This window comes from Pseudotabrizicola algicola (assembly GCF_010915705.1).
Classification (GTDB): domain Bacteria; phylum Pseudomonadota; class Alphaproteobacteria; order Rhodobacterales; family Rhodobacteraceae; genus Pseudotabrizicola; species Pseudotabrizicola algicola.
This window is the reverse complement of record NZ_JAAIKE010000005.1, coordinates 37,546-59,146: the sequence shown is the minus strand read 5'-3', so window position 1 is coordinate 59,146 and position 21,601 is coordinate 37,546. Positions and strand designations below refer to the sequence as shown.

The window sequence follows — 21,601 nt, the reverse complement described above, 5'->3', positions numbered from 1 at the left end:
GTCCCTCGGGGCGGCCTTTTTGCTTGGGCGGGGGGCGGGTGGCTTGAAACGGGGGAGACCCGTGCGATTGCGGCGGCTGCGCCCTATAATCGCACTGGTCTAACCGCCCCTCGCCCGCTAGAACCGCCGGGTGACTTGGAGGCCACTATGCACGACACCATCCGCCCGCAGCCCGGTATTCTGGACATAGCGCTTTACGAAGGCGGCAAGGCACATCTGGCCGGTGTGTCGAATGCGCTGAAACTGTCGTCGAACGAGAATCCGTTCGGCCCCGGGGACCGTGCGAAGGATGTGTTCAGCAAGACGGTCCATACGCTGCACCGCTATCCGGGCACCGATCACGCGGCCCTGCGGCAGGCGATCGGAGAGGTGCACGGGCTGGACCCAGAGCGGATCATCTGCGGGGTCGGTTCGGACGAGATCATCACCTTTCTGTGCCAGGCCTATGCCGGGCCCAAGGACGAGGTGGTGTTCACCGAGCACGGTTTCCTGATGTACCGCATTTCGGCGCTTTCGGTCGGGGCCACCCCGGTGGAGGTGAGCGAGCGCGAGCGGATGACCGATGTGGACGCGATCCTGCGCGCCTGCAACAAGCGCACCAAGCTGGTCTTCATCGCCAATCCGAACAATCCGACCGGCACCATGATCTCTCCGGCCGAGATGGAGCGGCTGGCGGCGGGTCTGCCGCCGCAGGCCATTCTGGTGATCGACGGGGCCTATGCGGAATATGTCGATGGCTATGACGGGGGGGCGGGGCTGGCGACGACGCGTGACAACGTGTTCATGACGCGCACCTTTTCCAAGATCTACGGCCTAGGCGGTTTGCGGATCGGCTGGGGCTATGGGCCACGGCACATTGTGGACGTGCTGAACCGCATTCGCGGGCCGTTCAACCTGTCGACCACGCAGCTTGAGGTGGCCGAGGCCGCGGTGCGCGATCAGGACTGGGTGAACAAGTGCCGCGCCGAGAATGCGCGGATGCGGCACTGGCTGGCCGAGGCCTTGGCCGAGGTGGGGGTGCCTTCGGACACCAGCATGGCGAATTTCGTGCTCGCGCGTTTTGCCTCGGTAGAGGAGGCGGAGGCCTGTGACACGTTCCTGCAATCGCAAGGGCTGATCGTGCGCCGTGTGGCAGCCTACAAGCTGCCGCATTGCCTGCGCATCACGGTGGGGGATGAAGCGGGGTGCCGGCGCGTTGCGCATGCTGTGGGGCAGTTCAAGGGGTTGAAATGACCGCAGCTTACAAGCGGGTGGCGCTGATCGGGCTGGGGCTTATCGCCTCGTCCATGGCACATGCGATGCGCCAGTTCGGGCTGGCCGATGAAATCGTGGGCCATGCCAAATCGGCCGAGAGCCGGAAGATCGCGCTGGAGATCGGCTTGTGCGAGCGGGTGTATGCCACGGCGGCAGAGGCGGTGCAGGGCGCCGATCTGGTGGTGCTGTGCGTGCCGGTAGGGGCAATGGGCGAGATCGCCGCCGAGATCGGGCCGCATCTGGCGGCGGGCGCTACGGTGACGGATGTCGGGTCGGTCAAGGGCGCGGTGGTGGAGGCGGTGGCCCCCCATATGCCGCAAGGCGTGCATTTCATTCCGGGCCATCCGATTGCGGGGACGGAGCATTCCGGGCCACGCTCGGGCTTTGCCACGCTGTTCCGCAACCGCTGGTGGCTGCTGACCCCGCTGGACGGGGCGGACCGCGATGCGGTGGCGCGCCTGCGGGGTCTGTGCGAGGGCATGGGTGCCAATGTGGACGAAATGGATGTGGCGCACCACGATCTGGTGCTGGCCGTGACCAGCCATACGCCGCACCTGATTGCCTATACGATGGTGGGCGTGGCCGAGCATATGCGGCGGGTGTCCAATTCCGAGGTCATCAAGTATTCGGCAGGCGGGTTCCGCGACCTGACGCGGATTGCGGCCAGTGACCCGGTGATGTGGCGCGACGTGTTCCTGACCAACAAGGATGCCGTGCTGGATATCCTTGGCCGCTTTACCGAAGAGCTGTTCGTGCTGCAGCGCGCCATCCGCATGGGCGACGGTGAGCATCTTCACGCCTATTTCACCCGCACCCGCGCAATCCGGCGTGGCATTATCGAAGCGGGTCAGGATACTTCTGCACCAGATTTCGGGCGTGTCCCGTTGGGTGGGGGAGAGGGCAAGACGTGATGCTGCGGGGGGTGGTGACGGGCGCTGTGTTTTGGGCTTTGGCAGGAGCCGCCCTTGCGGATGCGCCGTCAAGCTCACCCCGGCCCATGCCGCGCCCCGGTATGGTTGCGATTGCCGATCCGCAGGTGCTGGGGCTGACGGCAGAGGTTGCTGGCCTGCCGGGCCTTGCGCGCTCTTTGCGGCCGGTGCCGCGCCCTGTGACCGTTGCCGCCCTGGCGCCTGCGCCCGTCGCCGCTGCTTCCGCGCCCGCCCAAGCAGCACCGGCGGCGGCGGCGCAGGTGGTGATGGCGACCGCCTCTGCCCCTGTGCCCGTGGAAAAAAAGGGGCTCTTCGGGATGCTGCGCCCGAACAAGCGGCCCGGCGATCTGGTGGACAAGCAACTGGTTTCCGCCACCTTGGCCCCCGTCGCGCCCGGCAAGCAGGGCGTTGTTTCGAGGAAGGGGGCAGTCTGCGGTGATCCGTCGATCATGGGCGAGGCTCTGGCCCCCATCACCTCGCGGGTGAAGGGATGCGGGGTGCCGGACCCTGTGCGCATCACCAGCGTGGCGGGGGTGAGGCTCAGCCAGGCCGCCACGGTCGATTGCGACACCGCGCGCGCACTGAAGACATGGGTGGAGCGCGGGCTGGAGCCTGCCTATGGCAAGGGCAAGGTGGTGCAGTTGCAGGTGGCGGGCAGTTATGTGTGCCGCACCCAGAACCATCGCAGCGGGGCGCGCCTGAGCGAGCACGCGCGGGGGCGGGCGATTGACATCTCTGGCTTTACCTTTTCGAACGGAAAGACGGTTTCTGTCCTGCGCAATTTCGACAAGACCATGCGAAAAGCGCACAAGGCGGCCTGCGGCATCTTCAAGACGACCCTTGGCCCCGGTTCAGACGGGATGCATGAGGACCATCTGCATTTTGACGTGGCGCAGCGGGGCAGCACCTATTGCCGCTAGTTCAGACGCGGCGCGGGGCCAAGCGGCAACAGGCCAAGCAGCATCTGGCCATTGCGGAAGGTCAGCGGCATTTCCAGCACATCGGGGTCGCCCGAACTGCTGGCGAGCGCCTGCATCATGTTTTGCATCATCGGGGCGAGGTCGGGCCGGATCAGGCCCGTCGAGGTCGCCAGCGTCACCAGATTGCGCCAGCCGTTCACGCGGACGGTAACACGACCTTCGGGCAGGCCATCCTGAACCTGTAGATCACCCTTGGCCAGAATGGACAGGCCCCCCCATGTCAACAGCGCCTCCTTGATGGTCAGGGCGGCTAGTTCGGGGCGGATGTCGGTCAGCACCAGATCGAGCGGGGCGGTGAGGGTGGCATTGGCATCCAACCGCGCGACGCTGATCTGCGGCGGCAAGTCCGGCAGGCGTGCGGCAAGGGCCGGATCGGGAGCAAGGCCAAGCAGTTCCAGCCCGAGGTCATAGGCATTGGTGCGGCTGGGATCGGTGCGGACGGCAAGGCGCAGGGTTTCGGCGGCAAGCGTCCAGCCAAGGCTCGACTCGGCCCGCACCGCATCTCCGACCAGTGTCGCGCGGTCCAGAGTCAGGGCCGATCCGGGTTTGACCACAAGGCTGCCCTGCAGTTTGCCGTTTTGCAGCGTGATGTCTTCGGCAGGGGTGCGCAGCATCTGTTCGGGCGCAAAGGCCGCGATGACATGCCACGGGCTGTAGCTGAGCGAGAACACCTGGACGAAGGGGGCCTCCCACTGGATCTCGCTGCGCAGGTCTTTGGCGCGCGGTTCGGTCACCGTCAGGTCAAAGCGGTTGGGAAAGCCCGCGACGGAATAGCCGGATTCGGACAAGAGGAACCCCTGCTGCGGTGCCGTTTGCAACAGGATGGCAAACTGACGTTCAACCCATGCCTTGCCCACGAACCAGTAACCCGACCAAAGTGCCACCAAAAGCGTGGCAACCCAAAGCAATACGCGCATCATCGGCCCTTTTCTTTCATTCGCCCGTGTTGTTTAGAGGCTGCGCAGGCGGAGGGCCAGTCACGTGACCGAGACGATGTGGGTCTTTGGATATGGATCGCTGATCTGGAATCCGGAGTTTCCGGTGGCCGAGACGCGGATCGCGCGGGTGCGGGGCTGGCGGCGGTCTTTCTGCATGCGCTCGATCCATCACCGCGGATCGGAAGCGGAGCCCGGACTGGTTTTGGCGCTGGATGCGGATGCCGGATATTATTGTGACGGCGTGACCTTCCGGGTCGAGCCGGGGGCAGAGGCCGCTACGCTGGCCCTGCTGCGCGAGCGGGAGTTGATTTCTTCGGCCTATCTGGAGGCGCAGGTGCGCGCCGATTGGCCGGACGGGGGCGGGTGCGATGCGCTGGTCTATGTGATCGACCCCCATCACTGGCAGTATTGCGGCAATCTTGATCTGGAAGAGCAGGCGCGGATCATCGCGCGGGCCAAGGGCGGGCGCGGTTTCAACCGCGATTATCTGTGGTCGACCGCGCAACATCTGGCCGATCTGGGCATTTCGGACCCCGAGTTGGAGTGGCTGGCACAGCGCGTAAAGGCGCTTACCCTGTGATGGGCCAGAGAATATCTGCAAATCGGGGGAATTTCTTTGGCACCGCTGATTTCGTGGCGTATCCTCTAGGCGGGCAGAACAAACGGGCAGGCAGCGTCTGATGAAGCAGACCAAGGCCGAGAACAAGGCCAAAGCAAGCCGCACTGGGCGAGAGCGCAGGGTCGCAAAATTCACGCAACCGATCCAGCAGATCGTGACCATGCTGGTCATCGCCGGTCTGGTGGCGGCGGGGGCATGGCTTATTCACGGGCAAGTCGCCGATGTGTTCCGCGCCAACCTTTGGCTGAACGGGTTCATCGCCTTTATCTTCGTTTTGGGGGTGTTCACCTGTTTCTGGCAGGTGCTGATCCTGATCCAGTCGGTCAGTTGGATCGAAGATTTCGTGAGCCACGGGCCGGGTGCGGAAACCCAGCGCCCGCCGCGCTTGCTGGCGCCCTTGGCCTCTTTGCTGCGCTCTCGCGGGCAGCAGACGCAGATTTCGGCCTCAAGCTCCCGCTCAATCCTCGAATCGGTGGCCACGCGTATTGACGAAGCGCGCGACATCACGCGGTATCTGACCAACCTTCTGATCTTTCTTGGCCTTCTGGGAACCTTCTACGGCCTTGCCACATCGGTTCCGGCCATTGTGGAAACGATCCGCTCGCTGTCACCGCAGCCGGGTGAAAGTGGCACCGCGGTGTTCCAAAAGCTTATGGGCGGGCTTGAGGCGCAGCTTGGCGGGATGGGGACGGCGTTTTCCTCGTCGCTTCTGGGGCTGGCGGGGTCTTTGGTGGTGGGATTGCTGGAGCTGTTCGCCGGACACGGCCAGAACCGCTTTTACCGCGAGTTGGAGGAATGGCTGTCCTCGATCACGCGGCTCGGGATCGCCAGCGGAGAAGCCGATGGCGACGGGGACGGTGATGCCGTGGTTCTGGTGCTGGACCAGATGGTCAGCCAGATGGAGGTGCTGCAAGGTCTTTATGCGCAATCGGACGCCAGCCGCGCCGAGGTGGACGCGCGCATCGGCGATCTGACGCAGGCGGTTGGCGCACTCGCCGAGCGGCTTGAGGCGGGCGGCGGCCAGACCGCCGCGCTGGAGCGTATCGCCGAGGGGCAGGAGCGGCTGATCGCAGCGCTTGTGGGGGCGGAAGGGGGCGCACATTCCGACGCGGAAAGCCGGATGCGCCTGCGGTCGATCGATGTGCAGTTGCTGCGCATTCTGGAAGAGATATCCGCAGGGCGTCAGGAAAGCGTGGCTGATCTGCGCGGCGAGATTTCGGCGTTGACCGCCGCGGTGCGCCAGCTTTCGCGCACGGGTGTGGGACGCTAGGTCATGGGACTGTCGCGGCGGCGGGACGCCTCGATCATCTGGCCGGGATTTGTGGACGCTGTCACCACGCTGGTGATGGTGCTGATGTTCGTGCTGACCATCTTTACCGTGATGCAGTCGGTGTTGCAGGAAACCATCACGACACAGGACAGCGAGTTGACCTCGCTGACCGATCAGGTGGCCGCCCTTGCCGATGCGCTGGGGCTGGAGCGGGGGCGCGTCGGGGCCTTGCAGGCGGAAGTGGGGGCGCTGCGATCCGATCTTGCGGCGAGCGAGGCCGAGGGCGCACGGCAGGCGGCGCTGGTTGCCGGATTGACGGGGCGTCTGGCGGTTGCAGAGGCCGATCTGCAAAGCGCGCAGGCGCGGGTCGCCAGCTTTGAGGCTCAGGTGGCGACGCTTCTGGCCGAGCGTGATGCTGCGCGTGGGCAGGTGGCGGATCTGACGGCGAGTTCTGCCGAGCTTGAGGCGGCGCGCGCCGCGCTTTTGACGGAACGCGATGCGCTGCAACTGGCCTTGGCGCGGGCGCGCAGCGAGATTGACGAAAGCGCCGAGGCGGCGCGACTGGCGGCGGCGCAGCGCGAGGCGATCGAGGCGATGCTGGCGGAGATGCGGGCGCAATCCAACGCGGATGCAGCCGCACTGAGCGCTGCGCAGGCGGAGCTTTCGGAGGCGGAGGCCGCGCGACTGGCGGATGCGGCGGCGCTCGAGGCGCTGCGGGCCCGCCTTGCGGGGGCGGATACCGAGTTGGCAGCGATGACGCTTGCCTTGGAGGAACAGCGCAAACGGGCCGAGGAAACCTTGCTTTTGCTGGCGGCAGCGCAGACGGAAGCCGCGCAGAATGCGGCGGAGGTGGATGAACGCGCGGCCTTGCTGGCAGCGGCGGAACGCGCGCTGACCGACGAGCAGGCCAAGGTGATCGAGGCGGCAGAGCGGGTGGCCCTGTTGAACGCCCAGATCGCCGCCTTGCGCGGGCAGTTGGGAAGTTTGCAGGCAGTGCTGAACGAGGCCAGCGAAAAGGATGCGCAGGCGCAGGTGCAGCTCGAGGCGCTCGGGTCACAGTTGAACGCCGCTTTGGCGCAGGTCGCGTCCGAGCAACGGCAGCGCGCGGCGCTGGAGGAGGCGGAGCGGCGGCGGCTCGAGGCGGAAAACGCCGATCTGGCGAAGTTCCGCAGCGAATTCTTCGGCCAACTCAGCCGCTTGCTTGCGGGGCGAGAGGGCGTGCGCGTGGTGGGGGACCGCTTTGTTTTCTCGAGCGAGGTGCTGTTCCAACCCGGTGCCGCCGATCTTGCCCCCGAAGGCCGGGCGCAGATTGCGGGAGTGGTCGAGATCCTGAACGAAGTGCGGGCCGAAATTCCTGAGACGATCGACTGGATCATCCGGGTCGATGGCCATACCGACAATGTGCCGCTGTCGGGGTCGGGGGCCTTTGCCGACAATTGGGAGTTGAGCCAGGCGCGGGCCTTGTCGGTGGTGCGATACATGCAGACCTCGCTCGGCTTTCCGCCCGACCGGATGGCAGCCACCGGCTTTGGCGAATATCGTCCGGTTGTGAGCGGCAATTCCGAGGCCGCACGCCAGCAGAACCGCCGGATCGAGTTGAAGCTGACAGAACGCTAGGGCCAAGGCCGAGGCGGTGTCTGGCCCTCCGCGTTGCCGGTCATGCAATGGGAAAAGGCCCCTGCTTTCGCAGGGGCCTTTCCAGATCTTAGGGCTTCCGCCTTATTCTGCGGTCAGCAGCGGCGGCTTGGAGCCTGTGAGGCGCGGCTTTTGCGGCTCGTCGATTTCAAGGACGATGGCATCATCCTTGACGGTGACCCGCACCACCCCGCCTTTGACCAGTTTGCCGAACAGAAGCTCCTCGGCCAGCGGCTTCTTGATGTGTTCCTGGATCACGCGGCCAAGGGGACGCGCGCCCATCTTGTCATCATAGCCCTTGTCACCCAGCCATGTTGCTGCCTCTGGCGTGAGTTCGATGTGAACCCCGCGATCCATCAGCTGTGCTTCAAGCTGCATGACGAACTTTTCGACCACCTGGAAGATCACCTCTTTGCCCAAGGCCGAGAAGGAGATCACCGCATCGAGACGGTTGCGGAACTCGGGGGTGAAGGTGCGTTCAATCGCAGCGGTGTCTTCGCCGGTGCGCTTGTCGCGGCCGAAGCCGATGGCCGATTTCTGCATGTCCGCCGCCCCTGCGTTTGACGTCATGATCAGGATCACGTTGCGGAAATCGACGGTGCGGCCGTTGTGGTCGGTCAGCTTGCCGTGGTCCATCACCTGAAGCAGGATGTTATAGACATCGGGGTGCGCTTTTTCCATCTCGTCGAGCAGCAGCACGCAATGCGGGTGCTGGTCGATGCCATCGGTCAGCATGCCGCCCTGATCAAAGCCGACATAGCCCGGAGGGGCGCCGATGAGGCGGGAAACGGCGTGTTTCTCCATATACTCCGACATGTCGAAGCGCAGAAGTTCCACGCCGAGGCTGGAGGCCAGCTGTTTGGCAACCTCGGTCTTGCCCACACCCGTTGGCCCGGCGAACAGATAGTTGCCGATGGGCTTTTCGGGTTCGCGCAGACCAGCACGGGCCAGTTTGATGGCCGAGCAAAGTGCCTCCACCGCCTTGTCCTGACCGAACACCACGCGCTTGAGCGTCTTTTCCAGATCACGCAGGGTTTCCGCATCATCCTTGGAGACATTCTTGGGCGGAATGCGGGCGATCTTGGCGACCACAGCCTCGATCTCCTTGGTGCCGATCACCTTGCGGCGCTTGGAGTCCGACAGAAGGTGCTGGGCCGCGCCCGCCTCGTCAATCACGTCGATGGCGCTGTCGGGCAGTTTGCGGTCGTTGATGTAACGGCTGGCCAGTTCCACCGCCGATTTGATCGCATCCGCGGTGTAGCGCAGATCGTGATGTTCCTCGAAATGCGGCTTGAGGCCCATCAGGATCTTGATGGCATCCGGGATGGATGGCTCGTTCACGTCGATCTTCTGGAAGCGGCGTGACAGGGCGCGATCCTTTTCGAAGTGCTGGCGGAACTCCTTGTAGGTGGTGGAGCCCATGCAGCGCAGTTTGCCGCCCTGAAGCGCGGGTTTGAGCAGGTTCGACGCATCCATCGCGCCGCCCGAGGTGGCGCCGGCGCCGATGACGGTGTGGATCTCGTCGATGAAGAGGATCGCGTCGGGGTGATCCTCCATTTCCTTGACCACGGCTTTCAGACGCTCTTCGAAGTCACCGCGATAGCGGGTGCCGGCCAGCAGCGCCCCCATGTCGAGCGAGTAGATGGTCGCGCCGCCCAGAACATCCGGCACTTCCTTGTTGATGATTTTCCATGCCAGACCTTCGGCGATGGCGGTCTTGCCAACACCGGGGTCGCCCACCAGAAGCGGGTTGTTCTTGCGGCGGCGGCACAGGACCTGAATGCAGCGTTCCACTTCGGAATCGCGCCCGATCAGCGGGTCGACATCGCCCTTGCGCGCCTTGACGTTCAGATCGACGCAGTATTTCGACAGCGCGGATTCCTTTGCGTCCCCGGCTTCGGCCTTGGGGGTTTCGTGCTGTTCTTCCGCACCCTGCACCGGACGGCTTTCGCCGAAGGACGGGTCCTTGGCCACACCATGCGCGATGAAGTTGACCGCGTCATAACGGGTCATGTCCTGTTCCTGCAGGAAATAGGCGGCGTTGCTTTCGCGTTCGGCGAAGATGGCGACCAAGACGTTGGCGCCCGTCACTTCGTTGCGACCGGAGGATTGCACATGGATTGCCGCGCGCTGGATCACGCGCTGGAAAGCCGCAGTGGGAACAGCTTCGGACCCTTCGACATCGGTGACGAGTGTGGACAGATCGTCATCGATGAAATCCATCAGCGTCTTGCGCAGATCATCGAGATTGACCGAGCAGGCCTGCATCACGCGGGCGGCGTCGGGTTCATCCAGCAACGCCAGAAGCAAATGCTCCAGCGTGGCGAGTTCGTGGCGGCGGGCGTTGGCCAGGGCCAAGGCACCGTGAATGGCTTGCTCGAGCGTGGTTGAAAACGAAGGCACTTGCTGCGTGCTCCTGATCCTCGGGGCAGGTTCGGGTGACGGACCACCCCAACCAACCGTTGCCTCATAACCTTTAAGTTCGGCTTTATTTGCCGCACTTCAAGAAGAATATTCACGCTTTTGGCCTTGGTGACATTTGTCACAACAAAAGTGATCAGAGCCTAAGCGGTCGTGTGTCAGAACCTGTCTTTGCGCTTGCGGATTTCGGCAAAGGCTTCCGCGTCGGTTGCATCGGGAAGTCCGATGGCAGCCTTCAGTTCTGGCAAGGCGGCACGAAGAAAAGGGTTCGTCGCCAGTTCTTCGGACAGGGTCGAAGGCACGGTGGGGCGACCATCCTCGCGCGCCAGTGCCACCTTCGATGCACGAGAGATAAGTGCCGGATTGCCGGGTTCAAGAGCAAACGCGAAGCGGATGTTCGAGGCGGTGTATTCGTGCCCCGAGCAGATCAGCGTCTGCGGCGGAAGGGCGGCCAGTTTGGACAGGCTGGCCCACATCATCGCGGGGCTGCCTTCGAACAGGCGGCCACAGCCTGCGGCCATCAGGCTGTCGGCGGTGAAGGCGAGCCCCGCTTGGGGAAAGTGAAAGGCGATATGGCCGATGGTATGGCCGGAGACGTCGATCACATGGCCGGTCTGGCTGCCGATCGAAAGCGTGTCGCCCTCGGCGAGCGCGTGATCGAGCGGGGGCAGGCGGTGCGCATCGGCCTGCGCCCCCCAGACCCTGGCCCCTGTTGCCGCGCGCAGATCGTTCACGCCTGCGATATGGTCATCGTGATGATGGGTGATCAGGATGTCGGTCAGCGACCAGCCGCGCTGTGACAGGGCGGCGAGAATGGGGGCCGTCTCTGGCACGTCGATGACGGCGGTTCTGTTTTCGACGGCATCATGGATCAGAAAGGCATAGTTGTCTTTCAGGCACGGGATCGTCACAAGGTCTAGGGGCATGGTCGTCCTTACGGTTGACTTTGTCGCAAGTGGCCAGCATGGCCCGGAAGAAGGATGGTCCGCAATGCATCTTGATGTGCTCGATCTGCGCAACTTCTATTACCGCACCCAGTTGGGGCGCGTGGCGCAGCGGGCGATCCGGGATCAGGTGGTCGCGTTCTGGCCTCCTGCAGCGGGGCAGACGGTGGCGGGCTTCGGCTTTGCGGTGCCGCTGTTGCGGCCCTATCTGGCCAAATCGCGCCGCGTGGTCGGGCTGATGCCCGGGCCGCAGGGGGTGATGCCTTGGCCTGCGGGGATGCTGAACGTCTCGGTCCTGTGCGAAGAGACGGCCTGGCCGCTGCCGACTGGTCTGGTGGACCGGCTGGTGCTGATGCATGGGCTGGAAACATCAGAACACCCGAGCGCCGTGCTGGAAGAGGCGCACCGGGTGCTCGGGCCGGGGGGGCGGGCCTTGTTCGTGGTGCCGAACCGGTCCGGCATCTGGGCGCGGCGCGATGGCACTCCTTTCGGCTTTGGCCGCCCCTACAGTCTGAGCCAGCTTGAAGCGCAACTGAAGCGGCACGGGTTCACGCCCGACCGCGCCACGGCGGCCCTGTTCGCGCCCCCGTCCAACGGGCGCTTCTGGCTGCGCACCGCCGATTTCTGGGAGCGGCTCGGCAAGCAGGCCCCCTGGCTGGTGGGGGGCGTGTTGATGGTGGAAGTGACCAAGCAGGTCTATGCGCCAACACGCGGCGGCCTTGCCGCAGCGGTGCGCCGGCCCCTGCGCATCCTCGAAGGCGTGGGCCAGCCGGTTCCCTCGCCTGCGGGGGCCAACCGTCTGGAAGAGCGGACGACCCATGCCAATGTTCCCTCGGGGGGGATTCGCCAGACGCTGTGAAACGCTCTCGCTGCGGGGCAGTTCCGGCGCGCTCTGACAGCGCAGCAGCGCCGTTTTGCCTTGCGAGGGGGCGGTGCAGAGGTGCCAAAGAGTCGCACCTGTGCAGGTGCAGCGCAAACATGTGCGAAACCTGCATCGAAGGTTCACAAAGTGGCGACCAACACGGTTGCGGGGTGCCGAAGGCTCTGCTAGAGACGCGCAAAATCAAGACGCATACCCTCGTATGCGCCATTGGCGGCCTCTGACCAGCGGACCTGCGGGGATGGGCCTAAGACAACGGAAGGGTTGACGTGTCCGAACCAGCTTCGATCTCCTCCGGCATCGCCGCGCGCTACGCCACCGCTCTGTTCGAGCTGGCCAAGGACTCCGGGAGCCTTGCGGCCCTTGAATCCGACGCAGACGCGCTGACTGCCGCATTGTCCTCCAGCGCTGATTTCGGGACGCTGATTTCGTCGCCCGTGATCACCCGTGACGATCAGGCCCGCGCCATGGCTGCGATCGCGGCAAAGATGGGTCTGTCGTCCCTCACCGCAAACACCCTGCAACTGATGGCGGCCAAGCGCCGCCTTTTTGTGTTGCCGCAGGTGTTGTCCGGCCTTGCCGCCCGCATCGCGGAAGAAAAGGGCGAGGTGACAGCCGAAGTGACGTCGGCGACCGCCCTGTCGGCGGAACAGTCCGAAACCCTTGCCGCGACGCTTCGTGCGCGTGTGGGCAAGGATGTGAAATTGAAAACCACTGTCGATGAAAGCCTCATCGGCGGTCTTGTCGTCAAGCTCGGCTCCACCATGATCGACACGTCGGTCAAGGCAAAGCTCGCAGCTCTCCAGAATGCAATGAAAGAGGTTGGGTGATGGGAATTCAGGCTGCTGAGATCTCTGCGATCCTGAAAGAGCAGATCAAGAACTTTGGCCAGGATGCCGAAGTGGCCGAAGTTGGCCGTGTTCTTTCGGTGGGTGACGGGATTGCCCGTGTGCACGGGCTGGACAATGTCCAGGCCGGTGAGATGGTGGAATTCCCGGGCGGTATCCGCGGGATGGCGTTGAACCTCGAAGTCGACAACGTCGGCGTCGTGATCTTCGGTTCCGACCAGGACATCAAGGAAGGCGACACCGTCAAGCGCACCAAGTCCATCGTGGACGTGCCTGCCGGTGATGCGCTGCTCGGCCGCGTCGTGGACGGTCTGGGCAACCCGATTGACGGCAAAGGCCCGATCATGGCCTCCGAGCGCCGTGTGGCCGACGTGAAAGCCCCCGGCATCATTCCGCGCCAGTCGGTGCACGAGCCGATGGCAACCGGCCTCAAGGCCGTGGATGCCATGATCCCCGTTGGCCGTGGCCAGCGCGAACTGATCATCGGCGACCGTCAGACCGGCAAGACCGCCGTGGCGCTCGACACCATCCTGAACCAGAAGTCCTATAACGAGGCTGCTGGCGACGACGAATCCAAGAAGCTGTACTGCATTTACGTGGCCGTCGGTCAGAAGCGTTCCACCGTGGCGCAGCTGGTGAAGAAGCTCGAAGAAACCGGTGCGATCGCCTATACCATCGTGGTCGCTGCAACCGCTTCGGACCCGGCTCCGATGCAGTTCCTCGCACCCTATTCGGCAACCGCAATGGCGGAATATTTCCGCGACAACGGCCGCCATGCGCTGATCATCTATGATGACCTGTCCAAGCAGGCCGTTGCTTACCGCCAGATGTCGCTGCTTCTGCGCCGTCCGCCGGGGCGTGAAGCCTATCCGGGCGACGTGTTCTATCTGCACTCCCGTCTGCTGGAGCGTTCGGCAAAGCTGAACAGCGACTTCGGTTCGGGCTCGCTGACCGCGCTGCCGATCATCGAAACCCAGGGCGGCGACCTTTCGGCCTTCGTTCCGACCAACGTGATCTCGATCACCGACGGCCAGATCTTCCTTGAAACGGAACTTTTCTACCAGGGCATCCGTCCGGCCGTGAACACGGGTCTGTCGGTGTCGCGCGTGGGGTCCTCCGCTCAGACCAACTCGATGAAAACCGTGGCTGGTCCGGTCAAGCTGTCGCTGGCACAGTATCGCGAGATGGCGGCTTTCGCCCAGTTCGGTTCCGACCTCGACGCCTCGACCCAGCAGCTGCTGGCCCGCGGTGCGCGCCTCACCGAGTTGATGAAGCAGAACCAGTATTCGCCGCTCACCAACGCCGAGATCGTCTGCGTGATCTATGCTGGCACCGCCGGGTTCCTTGACAAGGTTGCCGTGAAGGATGTGGGCCGTTTCGAAGCGGGTCTGCTGTCTTTCCTGCGCAACCAGCGCAAGGACATTCTGGACTGGATCACCAGTGCGGACCCGAAAATCAAAGGCGCTGATGAGCAAAAGCTGAAAGACGCTATCGCTGAATTCGCCAAAACCTTCGCTTAAGCGTCTGAAAGGACAGGGATATGCCCAGCCTTAAGGATCTTAAAAACCGGATCGGCAGCGTCAAGAACACGCGCAAGATCACGAAGGCCATGCAAATGGTGGCCGCGGCGAAACTTCGCCGCGCACAGGATGCGGCCGTGCAGGCGCGCCCCTATGCCGAGCGGATGAATGCCGTGATGGCGGGGCTTGCCTCGGGCGTTGGCCAGTCGTCCAGCGCGCCCCGGCTTCTGGCCGGGACGGGCCGTGACCAGGTGCATCTGCTGATCGTCATGACGGCAGAGCGCGGCCTGTGTGGCGGCTTCAACTCCAGCATTGCGCGTCTGGCACGCGTCAAGGCGAACGAGTTGCTGGCCGCTGGCAAGACGGTGAAAATCCTCACTGTCGGCAAGAAGGGCCGCGAGCAACTCAAGCGCGACCTGTCGCAGCATTTCGTCGGTCATGTCGACCTGACAGAAGTGAAGCGGATCGGTTACGCCAATGCCCAAGGGATCGCGCGCGATGTGCTCGCGCGGTTTGACGCGAACGAATTCGACGTCGCCACATTGTTCTACAACCGCTTCCAGTCGGTGATCAGCCAGATCCCGACCGCACAGCAGATCATTCCGGCCAAGTTCGAAGGCGACGCATCCACGGCGCTTTACGATTATGAACCGTCGGAAGAGGCCATCCTGACCGATCTGCTGCCCCGCGGCGTGGCAACCCAGATTTTCACCGCTTTGCTGGAAAACGGCGCCTCCGAACAGGGCGCCCGGATGAGTGCGATGGACAACGCCACCCGTAACGCGGGTGACATGATCAACAAACTCACCATCCAGTATAACCGCAGCCGTCAGGCCGCGATCACCAAAGAGCTTATCGAAATCATCTCGGGCGCGGAAGCGCTCTGACGAACTGGAGAAACACTATGGCACAAGCACCGAAAGCAGCTGCCGCGGCTGGCAAGGTCACTCAGGTGATCGGCGCCGTGGTTGACGTGCAGTTCGAAGGCGCGCTTCCCGCAATTCTGAACGCACTGACCACCGACAACAATGGCAAGACCCTGGTGCTGGAAGTGGCCCAGCATCTGGGTGAAAACACCGTCCGCACCATTGCGATGGACGCGACCGAAGGTCTGGTCCGTGGCGCCCCCGTGACCGACACCGGCGCACCGATCTCGGTGCCGGTGGGCGACGCGACGCTGGGCCGCATCCTGAACGTGATCGGCGAGCCGATCGACGAAAAGGGCCCCGTTGACGCGACCGTAACCCGCGCCATCCACCAGCCCGCGCCTTCCTTCGCGGAGCAGGCCACCGCGTCTGACATCCTTGTCACCGGGATCAAGGTGATCGACCTGCTGGCTCCCTATTCCAAGGGCGGCAAGATCGGCCTGTTCGGCGGCGCCGGCGTGGGCAAGACCGTTCTGATCATGGAACTGATCAACAACATCGCCAAGGTGCACTCGGGCTACTCCGTGTTCGCCGGTGTGGGCGAGCGGACGCGTGAAGGGAACGACCTCTATCACGAGATGATGGAATCGGGCGTTATCGTCTCTGACGACCTGACAAAGTCCAAGGTGGCACTTGTCTACGGCCAGATGAACGAACCGCCGGGAGCGCGTATGCGTGTGGCCCTGTCGGGTCTGACCCTCGCCGAGCAGTTCCGCGACCAGTCGGGCACGGACGTTCTGTTCTTCGTGGACAACATCTTCCGCTTTACCCAGGCGGGTTCGGAAGTGTCGGCTCTGCTGGGCCGTATTCCTTCGGCCGTGGGTTACCAGCCGACGCTGGCCACCGACATGGGTGCGCTGCAGGAACGCATCACCTCGACCAAGAATGGCTCGATCACCTCGGTGCAGGCGATCTACGTTCCGGCCGACGACTTGACCGACCCTGCGCCTGCGACCTCGTTCGCGCACCTTGACGCAACCACCGTTCTGTCGCGTGCCATCTCGGAACTCGGCATCTACCCGGCTGTGGACCCGCTCGACTCCACCTCGCGCCTGCTTGACCCGGCGGTTATCGGGGAAGAGCACTACAAGGTTGCGACCGACGTTCAGCAGATCCTCCAGCGCTACAAGTCGCTGCAGGACATCATCGCCATCCTCGGGATGGACGAACTGTCGGAAGAGGACAAGCTGACCGTGGCCCGCGCCCGGAAAATCCAGCGCTTCCTGTCGCAGCCCTTCGACGTGGCGAAAGTGTTCACCGGCTCGGACGGTGTGCAGGTTCCGCTGGACAAGACCATTGCCTCGTTCAAGGCGGTGGTTGCCGGCGAATACGACCACCTGCCGGAAGCAGCCTTCTACATGGTTGGTGACATCGAGGACGTGAAGGCCAAAGCCGCCAAACTTGCCGCTGCTGCGGCATAAGGAGGGGATCATGGCAGTTCAGTTTGACCTCGTCAGCCCGGAACGGCGCCTTGCGTCGGTTCAGGCGACCGAGGTTCAGATTCCGGGCGCAGAGGGCGACCTGACGGCGATGGCGGGGCATGCCCCCACCATCACCACGATGCGCCCCGGTATCCTGAAGGCGGTCAGCGCCGAGGGAACCAAGGCCTATATCGTGACGGGCGGTTTTGCAGAGATCACCGCAACGGGTGTGTCGGTTCTGGCCGAACGCGCCGTGCCGGTGGAAGAGGCGACGCCCGCCCTGATGGAGAGCCTTGTCGCCGAAGTGCGCGATGCCGCCAGCGGGTCGGAAGACAAGGACGCTGCCGATAAGGTGGTGGCTGACATGATGGCGGTTCGGACCGCAATCGGCCAGTAGAGCCTTGAATCAGTTGAATTCTGTTCAAGCCCCGGCATATGCTGGGGCTTGTTCGTTTCGGGGGCAGGGCCGTCTTGTGCAGGCTGACCGATGCGAAGTTTTGGGGATGTCTTTAACGTAGGCCAGCCGCATGAAGCGTTTTCCTCCGGGCAGTATCGGTATTCTTCAGGGCTCGCGGGTGATGTTTTCCGACTTTGCGGATGGCGGCGTGATGTGGACGGGCGAGGGAGACCGCGAGAGCCGCCATATCGTGACCTTCAAGGAAGCCTTTCGCCTGCCGCCCAGTGTTCACGTCAGCATTTCGATGTGGGACACCGATCACGGCACCAACGCCCGCGCCGATTTGACGGCCGAGCAGATCAGCGCGACCGGCTTTCATCTGGTGTTCAAGACATGGGCAGATACCCGCGTCGCCCGCATCCGCGCTGACTGGATCGCCATTGGTCAGGTGCAGGATGAGGACGACTGGGAGATTGACTAGGGCGCGCGGCGCTTAGCTGCGCTGATACATGCCCTCATAGATCGGGACGAGCGTTTCGGTTTCAAACAGGCTCGAGACGCTGGTGCCGTTCCAGATGTTGAGGATCGCTTGGGCGAACATCGGGGCGGTCGGCACCACGCGGATGTTGGAGGCTGCGGTCGCTGCGGCGCTTTGTTCGATCGAGTCGGTGATCACCAGCGATTTCATGACCGAGTTCTTGATGCGCTCTACCGCCGGGCCGGACAGAACGCCGTGGGTGATGTAGCTGTGAACTTCGGTCGCGCCGTTTTCCATCAGCACCTCGGCGGCTTTGCACAGCGTGCCAGCGGTGTCGCAGATGTCATCGACGATGATGCATTTCTTGCCCTGAACATCGCCGATCACCTTCATTTCGGCGATTTCCCCGGCCTTTTCGCGGCGTTTGTCAACGATGGCGAGCGGGGCGCTGATGCGCTTTGCCAGTTCGCGGGCGCGGGCGACGCCTCCGACATCGGGTGAGACGACCATCAGGTCATCCATCTGTCCTTTGAAGTGATGCTCGATATCCAGCGCAAAAACCGGGCTGGCATACAGGTTGTCCACCGGAATGTCGAAAAAGCCCTGAATCTGGGCGGCGTGCAGGTCGAGTGTGAGCACGCGGTCTACCCCGGCGCTTTCGATCAGGTTAGCGACCAGTTTGGCGGAAATCGGGGTGCGGGCCTTGGCGCGGCGATCTTGGCGGGCATAGCCGAAATAGGGGATCACGGCGGTGATACGCGCCGCAGAAGAGCGGCGCAGCGCATCGACCATGATAAGGAGTTCCATCAGGTTGTCATTGGCCGGGTTGGACGTGGGCTGGATGACATACATATCCTCGCCGCGCACATTCTCGAACACCTCGACAAAGATTTCCTGATCGTTGAAACGCTCGATCCGGGCATCGACCAGCCCCACAGACATGCCGCGATGCACCGACATGCGGCGGGCAATGGATTTGGCAAGCGGCATGTTCGCATTGCCGGAAATCAGTTTGGGTTCGGTGATGGCAGGCATTTGGGGTCTCCGGGGCCACGGATTCGGGATGTTGACACCGCTTATCACCCGACTAGGGTCTTGCAAACCAATGCGGGGCGATAGGGCAGCAAATGACTCAGATCGATTACTTTTTCGCAACCATGTCGCCCTACTGCTATCTGGCGGGGACGCGGCTGGAAGAGATCGCGGCGCGGCACGGGGCCAAGGTGGTTTACAAGCCGATCGCCATTCTTGCGCTTTTGCCGCGCACGGGCGGGCAGGTGCTAGCCGACCGGCATGAAAGCCGCCTCGCCTACCGGATGCAGGAACTGCGGCGCCAGTCGGCCAAGTTGGGGATGTCGCTGAACCTGCGGCCGGCCTTCTTTCCGGCAAATCCCGCTCCGTCCTGCTATGCGATCATCGCCGCCGCCGCGACGGGGGCGGATGTCGGGGCGTTGGTGCATGGCTTTTGCCGCGCGGTCTGGGCAGAGGACCGCGACATCGCGGATGACGGGGTGGTCAGGGACATTCTGGCCGCACATGGGTTTGACCCCAAGCTGGCTGACAGCGGCATGCTTGCCGGGGCCGAAACCTATGCGGCCAATCTGGAGGAAGCGGTGGCGCGCGGTGTCTTTGGCGTGCCGTCCTATGTCGTCGGTGACGAGATTTTCTGGGGGCAGGACCGGCTTGAAGATCTGGATCTCTACCTTGCAGGCAAACTAGGTGCCTAGGCCGCAAAGGCAGCGAGCAGCGCATCAACCTCTGCCCCGGTGGTGGACCAGGAGGCGACAAGGCGGCACAGCGTTTCATCGCTTTGATAATAGACCGCGCCCGAAGCCTTGGCGCGGGTATGGGCTGTCGCAGGAAGCTGGGCAAAGATGATGTTGGCGTGGCTGGGGTGCACAACCTCGGCCCCCGGCAGGGCAGAGAGGCCCCGAGCGAGCCGCGCGGCCATGCTGTTGGCGTGGCGGGCCATGTCGAGCCAGCGGTCTGCCTCGAACCACGCGTCGAACTGCGCCGCGACAAAGCGGAGTTTGGAGTTGAGATGGCCCGCGCGCTTGCGGCGCAGGGCGGCTTCCCACGCTTGGGCGGGGTTGAACAGCACCACCGCCTCGGCCGCCAAGAGGCCGTTCTTGGTGCCGCCCAGCGTCAGCACGTCAACGCCCGCGCGCCACGACATCTCGGCCGGCGTCGCACCCGTGGCGGCCAAGGCATTGGCAAAGCGGGCGCCGTCGAGGTGAACCGGAAGGCCATGCGCCTTGGCAATGGCGGTGAGCGCAGAGAGTTCTGCGGTGGTGTAGACGGTGCCGGCCTCGGTCACATTGGTAAGGCTGAGCGCGCCGCGTTGTGCGACATGCACCGACCCGCCGGTTTGCGCGATCGTCTGTTCGAGCGCATCGGGCGCAATCTTGCCGTGAGGGCCGTCGATCAGCGTCAGCTTGGCTCCGCCCGAGAAGAACTCGGGTGCGCCGCATTCGTCTTCGGCGATATGGGCATGACGGTGGCAAAAGGTGGTGGCCCAAGGCGGGGTCAGCACCGAAAGGGCAAGGGCATTGGCGGCGGTGCCTGTGGTCAGCAACAGGACCTCGGCCTCGGGCGCTTCGAACACCGTGCGGATACGGTCGCGCAGGGCTTCGGTGGCGGGGTCATTGCCATAGGACAACGCATAGCCTGAGTTTGCGCGTTCCATCGCCGCAAAGACGGCGGGATGGACCGGCGCGCCGTTGTCAGAGGCGAAGAACATCAGGGCGTTTCCTCGATCACGTAATCCTCCCAGTCATCCTCGGAGACGTCATATTCGGGGATCGTCCAGCCCCGCACCGACGCGCCCGCGGTGTGGGTGCTTTCGGGGTCGCCCGTGATCAGCGGATGCCATTCCGGCAAGGTTTTGCCTTCAAACAGAAGGCGATAGGCACAGGTGCGCGGCATCCAGTAGGCGATCTTGGGCAGGGTCTTTGGGGAGAGCTGCACACAATCGGGCACATATTGCTTGCGGGTCGGGTAGTGCTTGCAGCGGCAAGTGTCGCCATCGAGCAGACGGCAGGCGATGCGGGTGTATTCCACCTCGCCGGTGTCTTCATACTCGATCTTGTTCAGGCAGCATTTGCCGCAGCCGTCGCACAGCGCTTCCCATTCCTGGGGCGTCATTTTGGTGAGCGGAACGGTCTCCCAGAACTTCGGACGGTTGGGGGGCATGGGATTACAACGCTCTCAGGATGTCGCGGGCGCGGTCGCAGTCGGCGGCCATCTGGGTGATGAGGGCGGGAAGCCCGTCAAACTTCAACTCGGGGCGCAGGTAATCGACAAAGGCGACAGAGAGGTGCGCGCCGTAGAGATCGCCTTTGAAATCAAAGAGGAAGGTTTCAAGGTTGGGCTGGTTGACCCCGAACATCGGGCGCACCCCAAGGCTGGCCGCGCCGTTGTAGCTGCCCTTGTGCGGGCCGGTCAGAACATCGGCCTTGACCGCATAAACGCCCAGTTTGGGCAGGTGCAGCCCCTGGACAGACATGTTTGCGGTCGGATAGCCAAGCTCGCGGCCCCGCTTCTCGCCGTGGATCACCTCTCCCTCGATCCGGTGCCAATGGCCGAGCATGGCGGCGGCGTCGCGGGGGCGGCCATCGGTCAGCGCGGCGCGGATGGCCGAGGAGGAAATCGGCTGGTCGGCTTCGGTGACCAGATCGGCGATGGTGGTCTGAAAGCCATGACTCTGCCCAAGGCGTTGCAGGTCGGCGGCCTTGCCAGCGCGGGCCTTGCCAAAGCAGAAGTCAGCGCCGACGACAACGTGGCTGATGCCAAGTCCTTGCACCAGAACGGTTTCGACAAAGGCCTCCGGCGTCAGAGCGGCCAGATCTTTGTCGAAAGGCAGTTCGAACAGGTGGTTCACCCCCAGCTTGGCCAGACGGTTCAGGCGGGCCTCGGCGTTCATCAGGCGGAAGGGGGGTGCGTCGGGGGTGAAGACCTCGCGCGGGTGGGGTTCGAAGGTGATGATGCCCAAGGGTGCGTTGCCACGGGCCAGGTCGATCACCGCCTGATGGCCCAGATGGACGCCATCGAAATTGCCCATGGCGCAGGATGCGCCGCGCGCGGATGGGGCGAGCCCCTGCCAGGATCGGTGGATCTGCATTCTACCCCGGTCTGGGGCGGA

21 protein-coding genes are annotated in these 21,601 nt (G+C 63.7%); 14 read left to right on the top strand and 7 right to left on the bottom strand.

The genetic code is table 11. The features are described from left to right. Window positions 1–147 precede the first annotated feature (147 nt). The 3 genes from hisC to G3572_RS15005 are packed head-to-tail and all read left to right on the top strand — an operon-like array spanning window position 148 to window position 3,103. Window positions 148–1,233, top strand: a complete 1,086-nt coding sequence (hisC, locus tag G3572_RS15015; RefSeq protein ID WP_164613345.1) for a histidinol-phosphate transaminase — start codon at window positions 148–150, stop codon at window positions 1,231–1,233. Next, the gene (locus G3572_RS15010) at window positions 1,230–2,165 is read left to right on the top strand and encodes a prephenate/arogenate dehydrogenase family protein (RefSeq protein WP_164613343.1); all 936 of its coding nucleotides are present in this window, start codon (window positions 1,230–1,232) and stop codon (window positions 2,163–2,165) included. The genes hisC and G3572_RS15010 overlap by 4 nt, the downstream gene beginning before the upstream one ends. Next, the gene (locus G3572_RS15005) at window positions 2,165–3,103 is read left to right on the top strand and encodes an extensin-like domain-containing protein (RefSeq protein WP_164613780.1); all 939 of its coding nucleotides are present in this window, start codon (window positions 2,165–2,167) and stop codon (window positions 3,101–3,103) included. Before G3572_RS15010 ends, G3572_RS15005 begins: the two co-directional genes overlap by 1 nt. On the opposite strand, the gene G3572_RS15000 is transcribed toward G3572_RS15005, so the two are convergent. Further along, window positions 3,100–4,083 carry a DUF2125 domain-containing protein gene (locus G3572_RS15000; protein WP_164613340.1) on the bottom strand — a complete coding sequence of 328 codons (984 nt, stop codon included), beginning with the start codon at window positions 4,081–4,083 and terminating at the stop codon, window positions 3,100–3,102. The two genes, G3572_RS15005 and G3572_RS15000, sit on opposite strands and share 4 nt — an antisense overlap. Window positions 4,084–4,156: 73 nt before the next feature. On the opposite strand from G3572_RS15000, the gene G3572_RS14995 reads away from it, so the two are divergent. From G3572_RS14995 to G3572_RS14985, 3 genes are all read left to right on the top strand, one after another. Then, window positions 4,157–4,681: a gamma-glutamylcyclotransferase gene (locus G3572_RS14995; RefSeq protein ID WP_164613778.1), complete on the top strand. Its 525-nt coding sequence runs from the start codon at window positions 4,157–4,159 to the stop codon at window positions 4,679–4,681. A gap of 199 nt (window positions 4,682–4,880) precedes the next feature. Continuing rightward, the gene (locus tag G3572_RS14990; protein WP_240335587.1) at window positions 4,881–5,990 is read left to right on the top strand and encodes a biopolymer transporter ExbB; all 1,110 of its coding nucleotides are present in this window, start codon (window positions 4,881–4,883) and stop codon (window positions 5,988–5,990) included. Between the two features lie 3 nt (window positions 5,991–5,993). Then, the gene (locus tag G3572_RS14985; RefSeq protein WP_164613338.1) at window positions 5,994–7,607 is read left to right on the top strand and encodes a peptidoglycan -binding protein; all 1,614 of its coding nucleotides are present in this window, start codon (window positions 5,994–5,996) and stop codon (window positions 7,605–7,607) included. Between the two features lie 102 nt (window positions 7,608–7,709). Here the strand turns inward: G3572_RS14985 and clpA are convergent, their stop codons facing one another. Further along, a complete protein-coding gene (gene clpA / locus G3572_RS14980; RefSeq protein WP_164613336.1) occupies window positions 7,710–10,028 on the bottom strand; it encodes an ATP-dependent Clp protease ATP-binding subunit ClpA in 2,319 nt (772 codons plus the stop codon). A 176-nt stretch (window positions 10,029–10,204) separates the two neighbouring features. Continuing rightward, the gene (gene gloB, locus G3572_RS14975) at window positions 10,205–10,972 is read right to left on the bottom strand and encodes a hydroxyacylglutathione hydrolase (RefSeq protein WP_164613334.1); all 768 of its coding nucleotides are present in this window, start codon (window positions 10,970–10,972) and stop codon (window positions 10,205–10,207) included. A 64-nt stretch (window positions 10,973–11,036) separates the two neighbouring features. Here gloB and G3572_RS14970 point away from each other — a divergent pair, with 64 nt between their 5' ends. From G3572_RS14970 to G3572_RS14940, 7 genes are all read left to right on the top strand, one after another. Next, complete coding sequence (locus G3572_RS14970; protein WP_164613332.1) at window positions 11,037–11,849, top strand: class I SAM-dependent methyltransferase; 813 nt, start codon at window positions 11,037–11,039, stop codon at window positions 11,847–11,849. 290 nt (window positions 11,850–12,139) lie between these two features. Beyond that, window positions 12,140–12,700, top strand: coding sequence for a F0F1 ATP synthase subunit delta (locus tag G3572_RS14965; RefSeq protein WP_164613331.1), 561 nt, complete (start codon window positions 12,140–12,142; stop codon window positions 12,698–12,700). After that, window positions 12,700–14,238, top strand: coding sequence for a F0F1 ATP synthase subunit alpha (atpA, locus tag G3572_RS14960; RefSeq protein ID WP_164613329.1), 1,539 nt, complete (start codon window positions 12,700–12,702; stop codon window positions 14,236–14,238). Before G3572_RS14965 ends, atpA begins: the two co-directional genes overlap by 1 nt. A 20-nt stretch (window positions 14,239–14,258) precedes the next feature. Beyond that, window positions 14,259–15,125, top strand: a complete 867-nt coding sequence (locus G3572_RS14955) for a F0F1 ATP synthase subunit gamma (RefSeq protein ID WP_164613327.1) — start codon at window positions 14,259–14,261, stop codon at window positions 15,123–15,125. Between the two features lie 17 nt (window positions 15,126–15,142). Continuing rightward, the gene (atpD, locus tag G3572_RS14950) at window positions 15,143–16,585 is read left to right on the top strand and encodes a F0F1 ATP synthase subunit beta (protein ID WP_164613325.1); all 1,443 of its coding nucleotides are present in this window, start codon (window positions 15,143–15,145) and stop codon (window positions 16,583–16,585) included. A 10-nt stretch (window positions 16,586–16,595) separates the two neighbouring features. Continuing rightward, window positions 16,596–16,982, top strand: coding sequence for a F0F1 ATP synthase subunit epsilon (locus tag G3572_RS14945; RefSeq protein WP_164613323.1), 387 nt, complete (start codon window positions 16,596–16,598; stop codon window positions 16,980–16,982). 130 nt (window positions 16,983–17,112) lie between these two features. Continuing rightward, a complete protein-coding gene (locus G3572_RS14940) occupies window positions 17,113–17,463 on the top strand; it encodes an H-type lectin domain-containing protein (RefSeq protein ID WP_164613321.1) in 351 nt (116 codons plus the stop codon). Window positions 17,464–17,475: 12 nt separating this feature from the next. On the opposite strand, the gene G3572_RS14935 is transcribed toward G3572_RS14940, so the two are convergent. Then, window positions 17,476–18,495, bottom strand: coding sequence for a ribose-phosphate pyrophosphokinase (locus tag G3572_RS14935; protein WP_164613319.1), 1,020 nt, complete (start codon window positions 18,493–18,495; stop codon window positions 17,476–17,478). Window positions 18,496–18,587: 92 nt separating this feature from the next. Here G3572_RS14935 and G3572_RS14930 point away from each other — a divergent pair, with 92 nt between their 5' ends. Continuing rightward, window positions 18,588–19,187 (top strand): 2-hydroxychromene-2-carboxylate isomerase, encoded by a 600-nt coding sequence (locus tag G3572_RS14930; RefSeq protein ID WP_164613317.1) that lies wholly within the window; start codon window positions 18,588–18,590, stop codon window positions 19,185–19,187. On the opposite strand, the gene G3572_RS14925 is transcribed toward G3572_RS14930, so the two are convergent. Genes G3572_RS14925 through G3572_RS14915 form a run of 3 tightly spaced genes read right to left on the bottom strand, consistent with a single transcriptional unit; the run spans window position 19,184 to window position 21,580 of the window. Beyond that, window positions 19,184–20,200, bottom strand: a complete 1,017-nt coding sequence (locus tag G3572_RS14925; protein WP_164613315.1) for a threonine aldolase family protein — start codon at window positions 20,198–20,200, stop codon at window positions 19,184–19,186. The two genes, G3572_RS14930 and G3572_RS14925, sit on opposite strands and share 4 nt — an antisense overlap. After that, on the bottom strand, window positions 20,200–20,652 hold the full coding sequence (locus G3572_RS14920; RefSeq protein WP_164613313.1) for a YcgN family cysteine cluster protein: 453 nt from the start codon (window positions 20,650–20,652) through the stop codon (window positions 20,200–20,202). Before G3572_RS14920 ends, G3572_RS14925 begins: the two co-directional genes overlap by 1 nt. 4 nt (window positions 20,653–20,656) lie before the next feature. Next, on the bottom strand, window positions 20,657–21,580 hold the full coding sequence (locus G3572_RS14915; protein WP_164613311.1) for a bifunctional riboflavin kinase/FAD synthetase: 924 nt from the start codon (window positions 21,578–21,580) through the stop codon (window positions 20,657–20,659). Window positions 21,581–21,601: the final 21 nt, after the last annotated feature.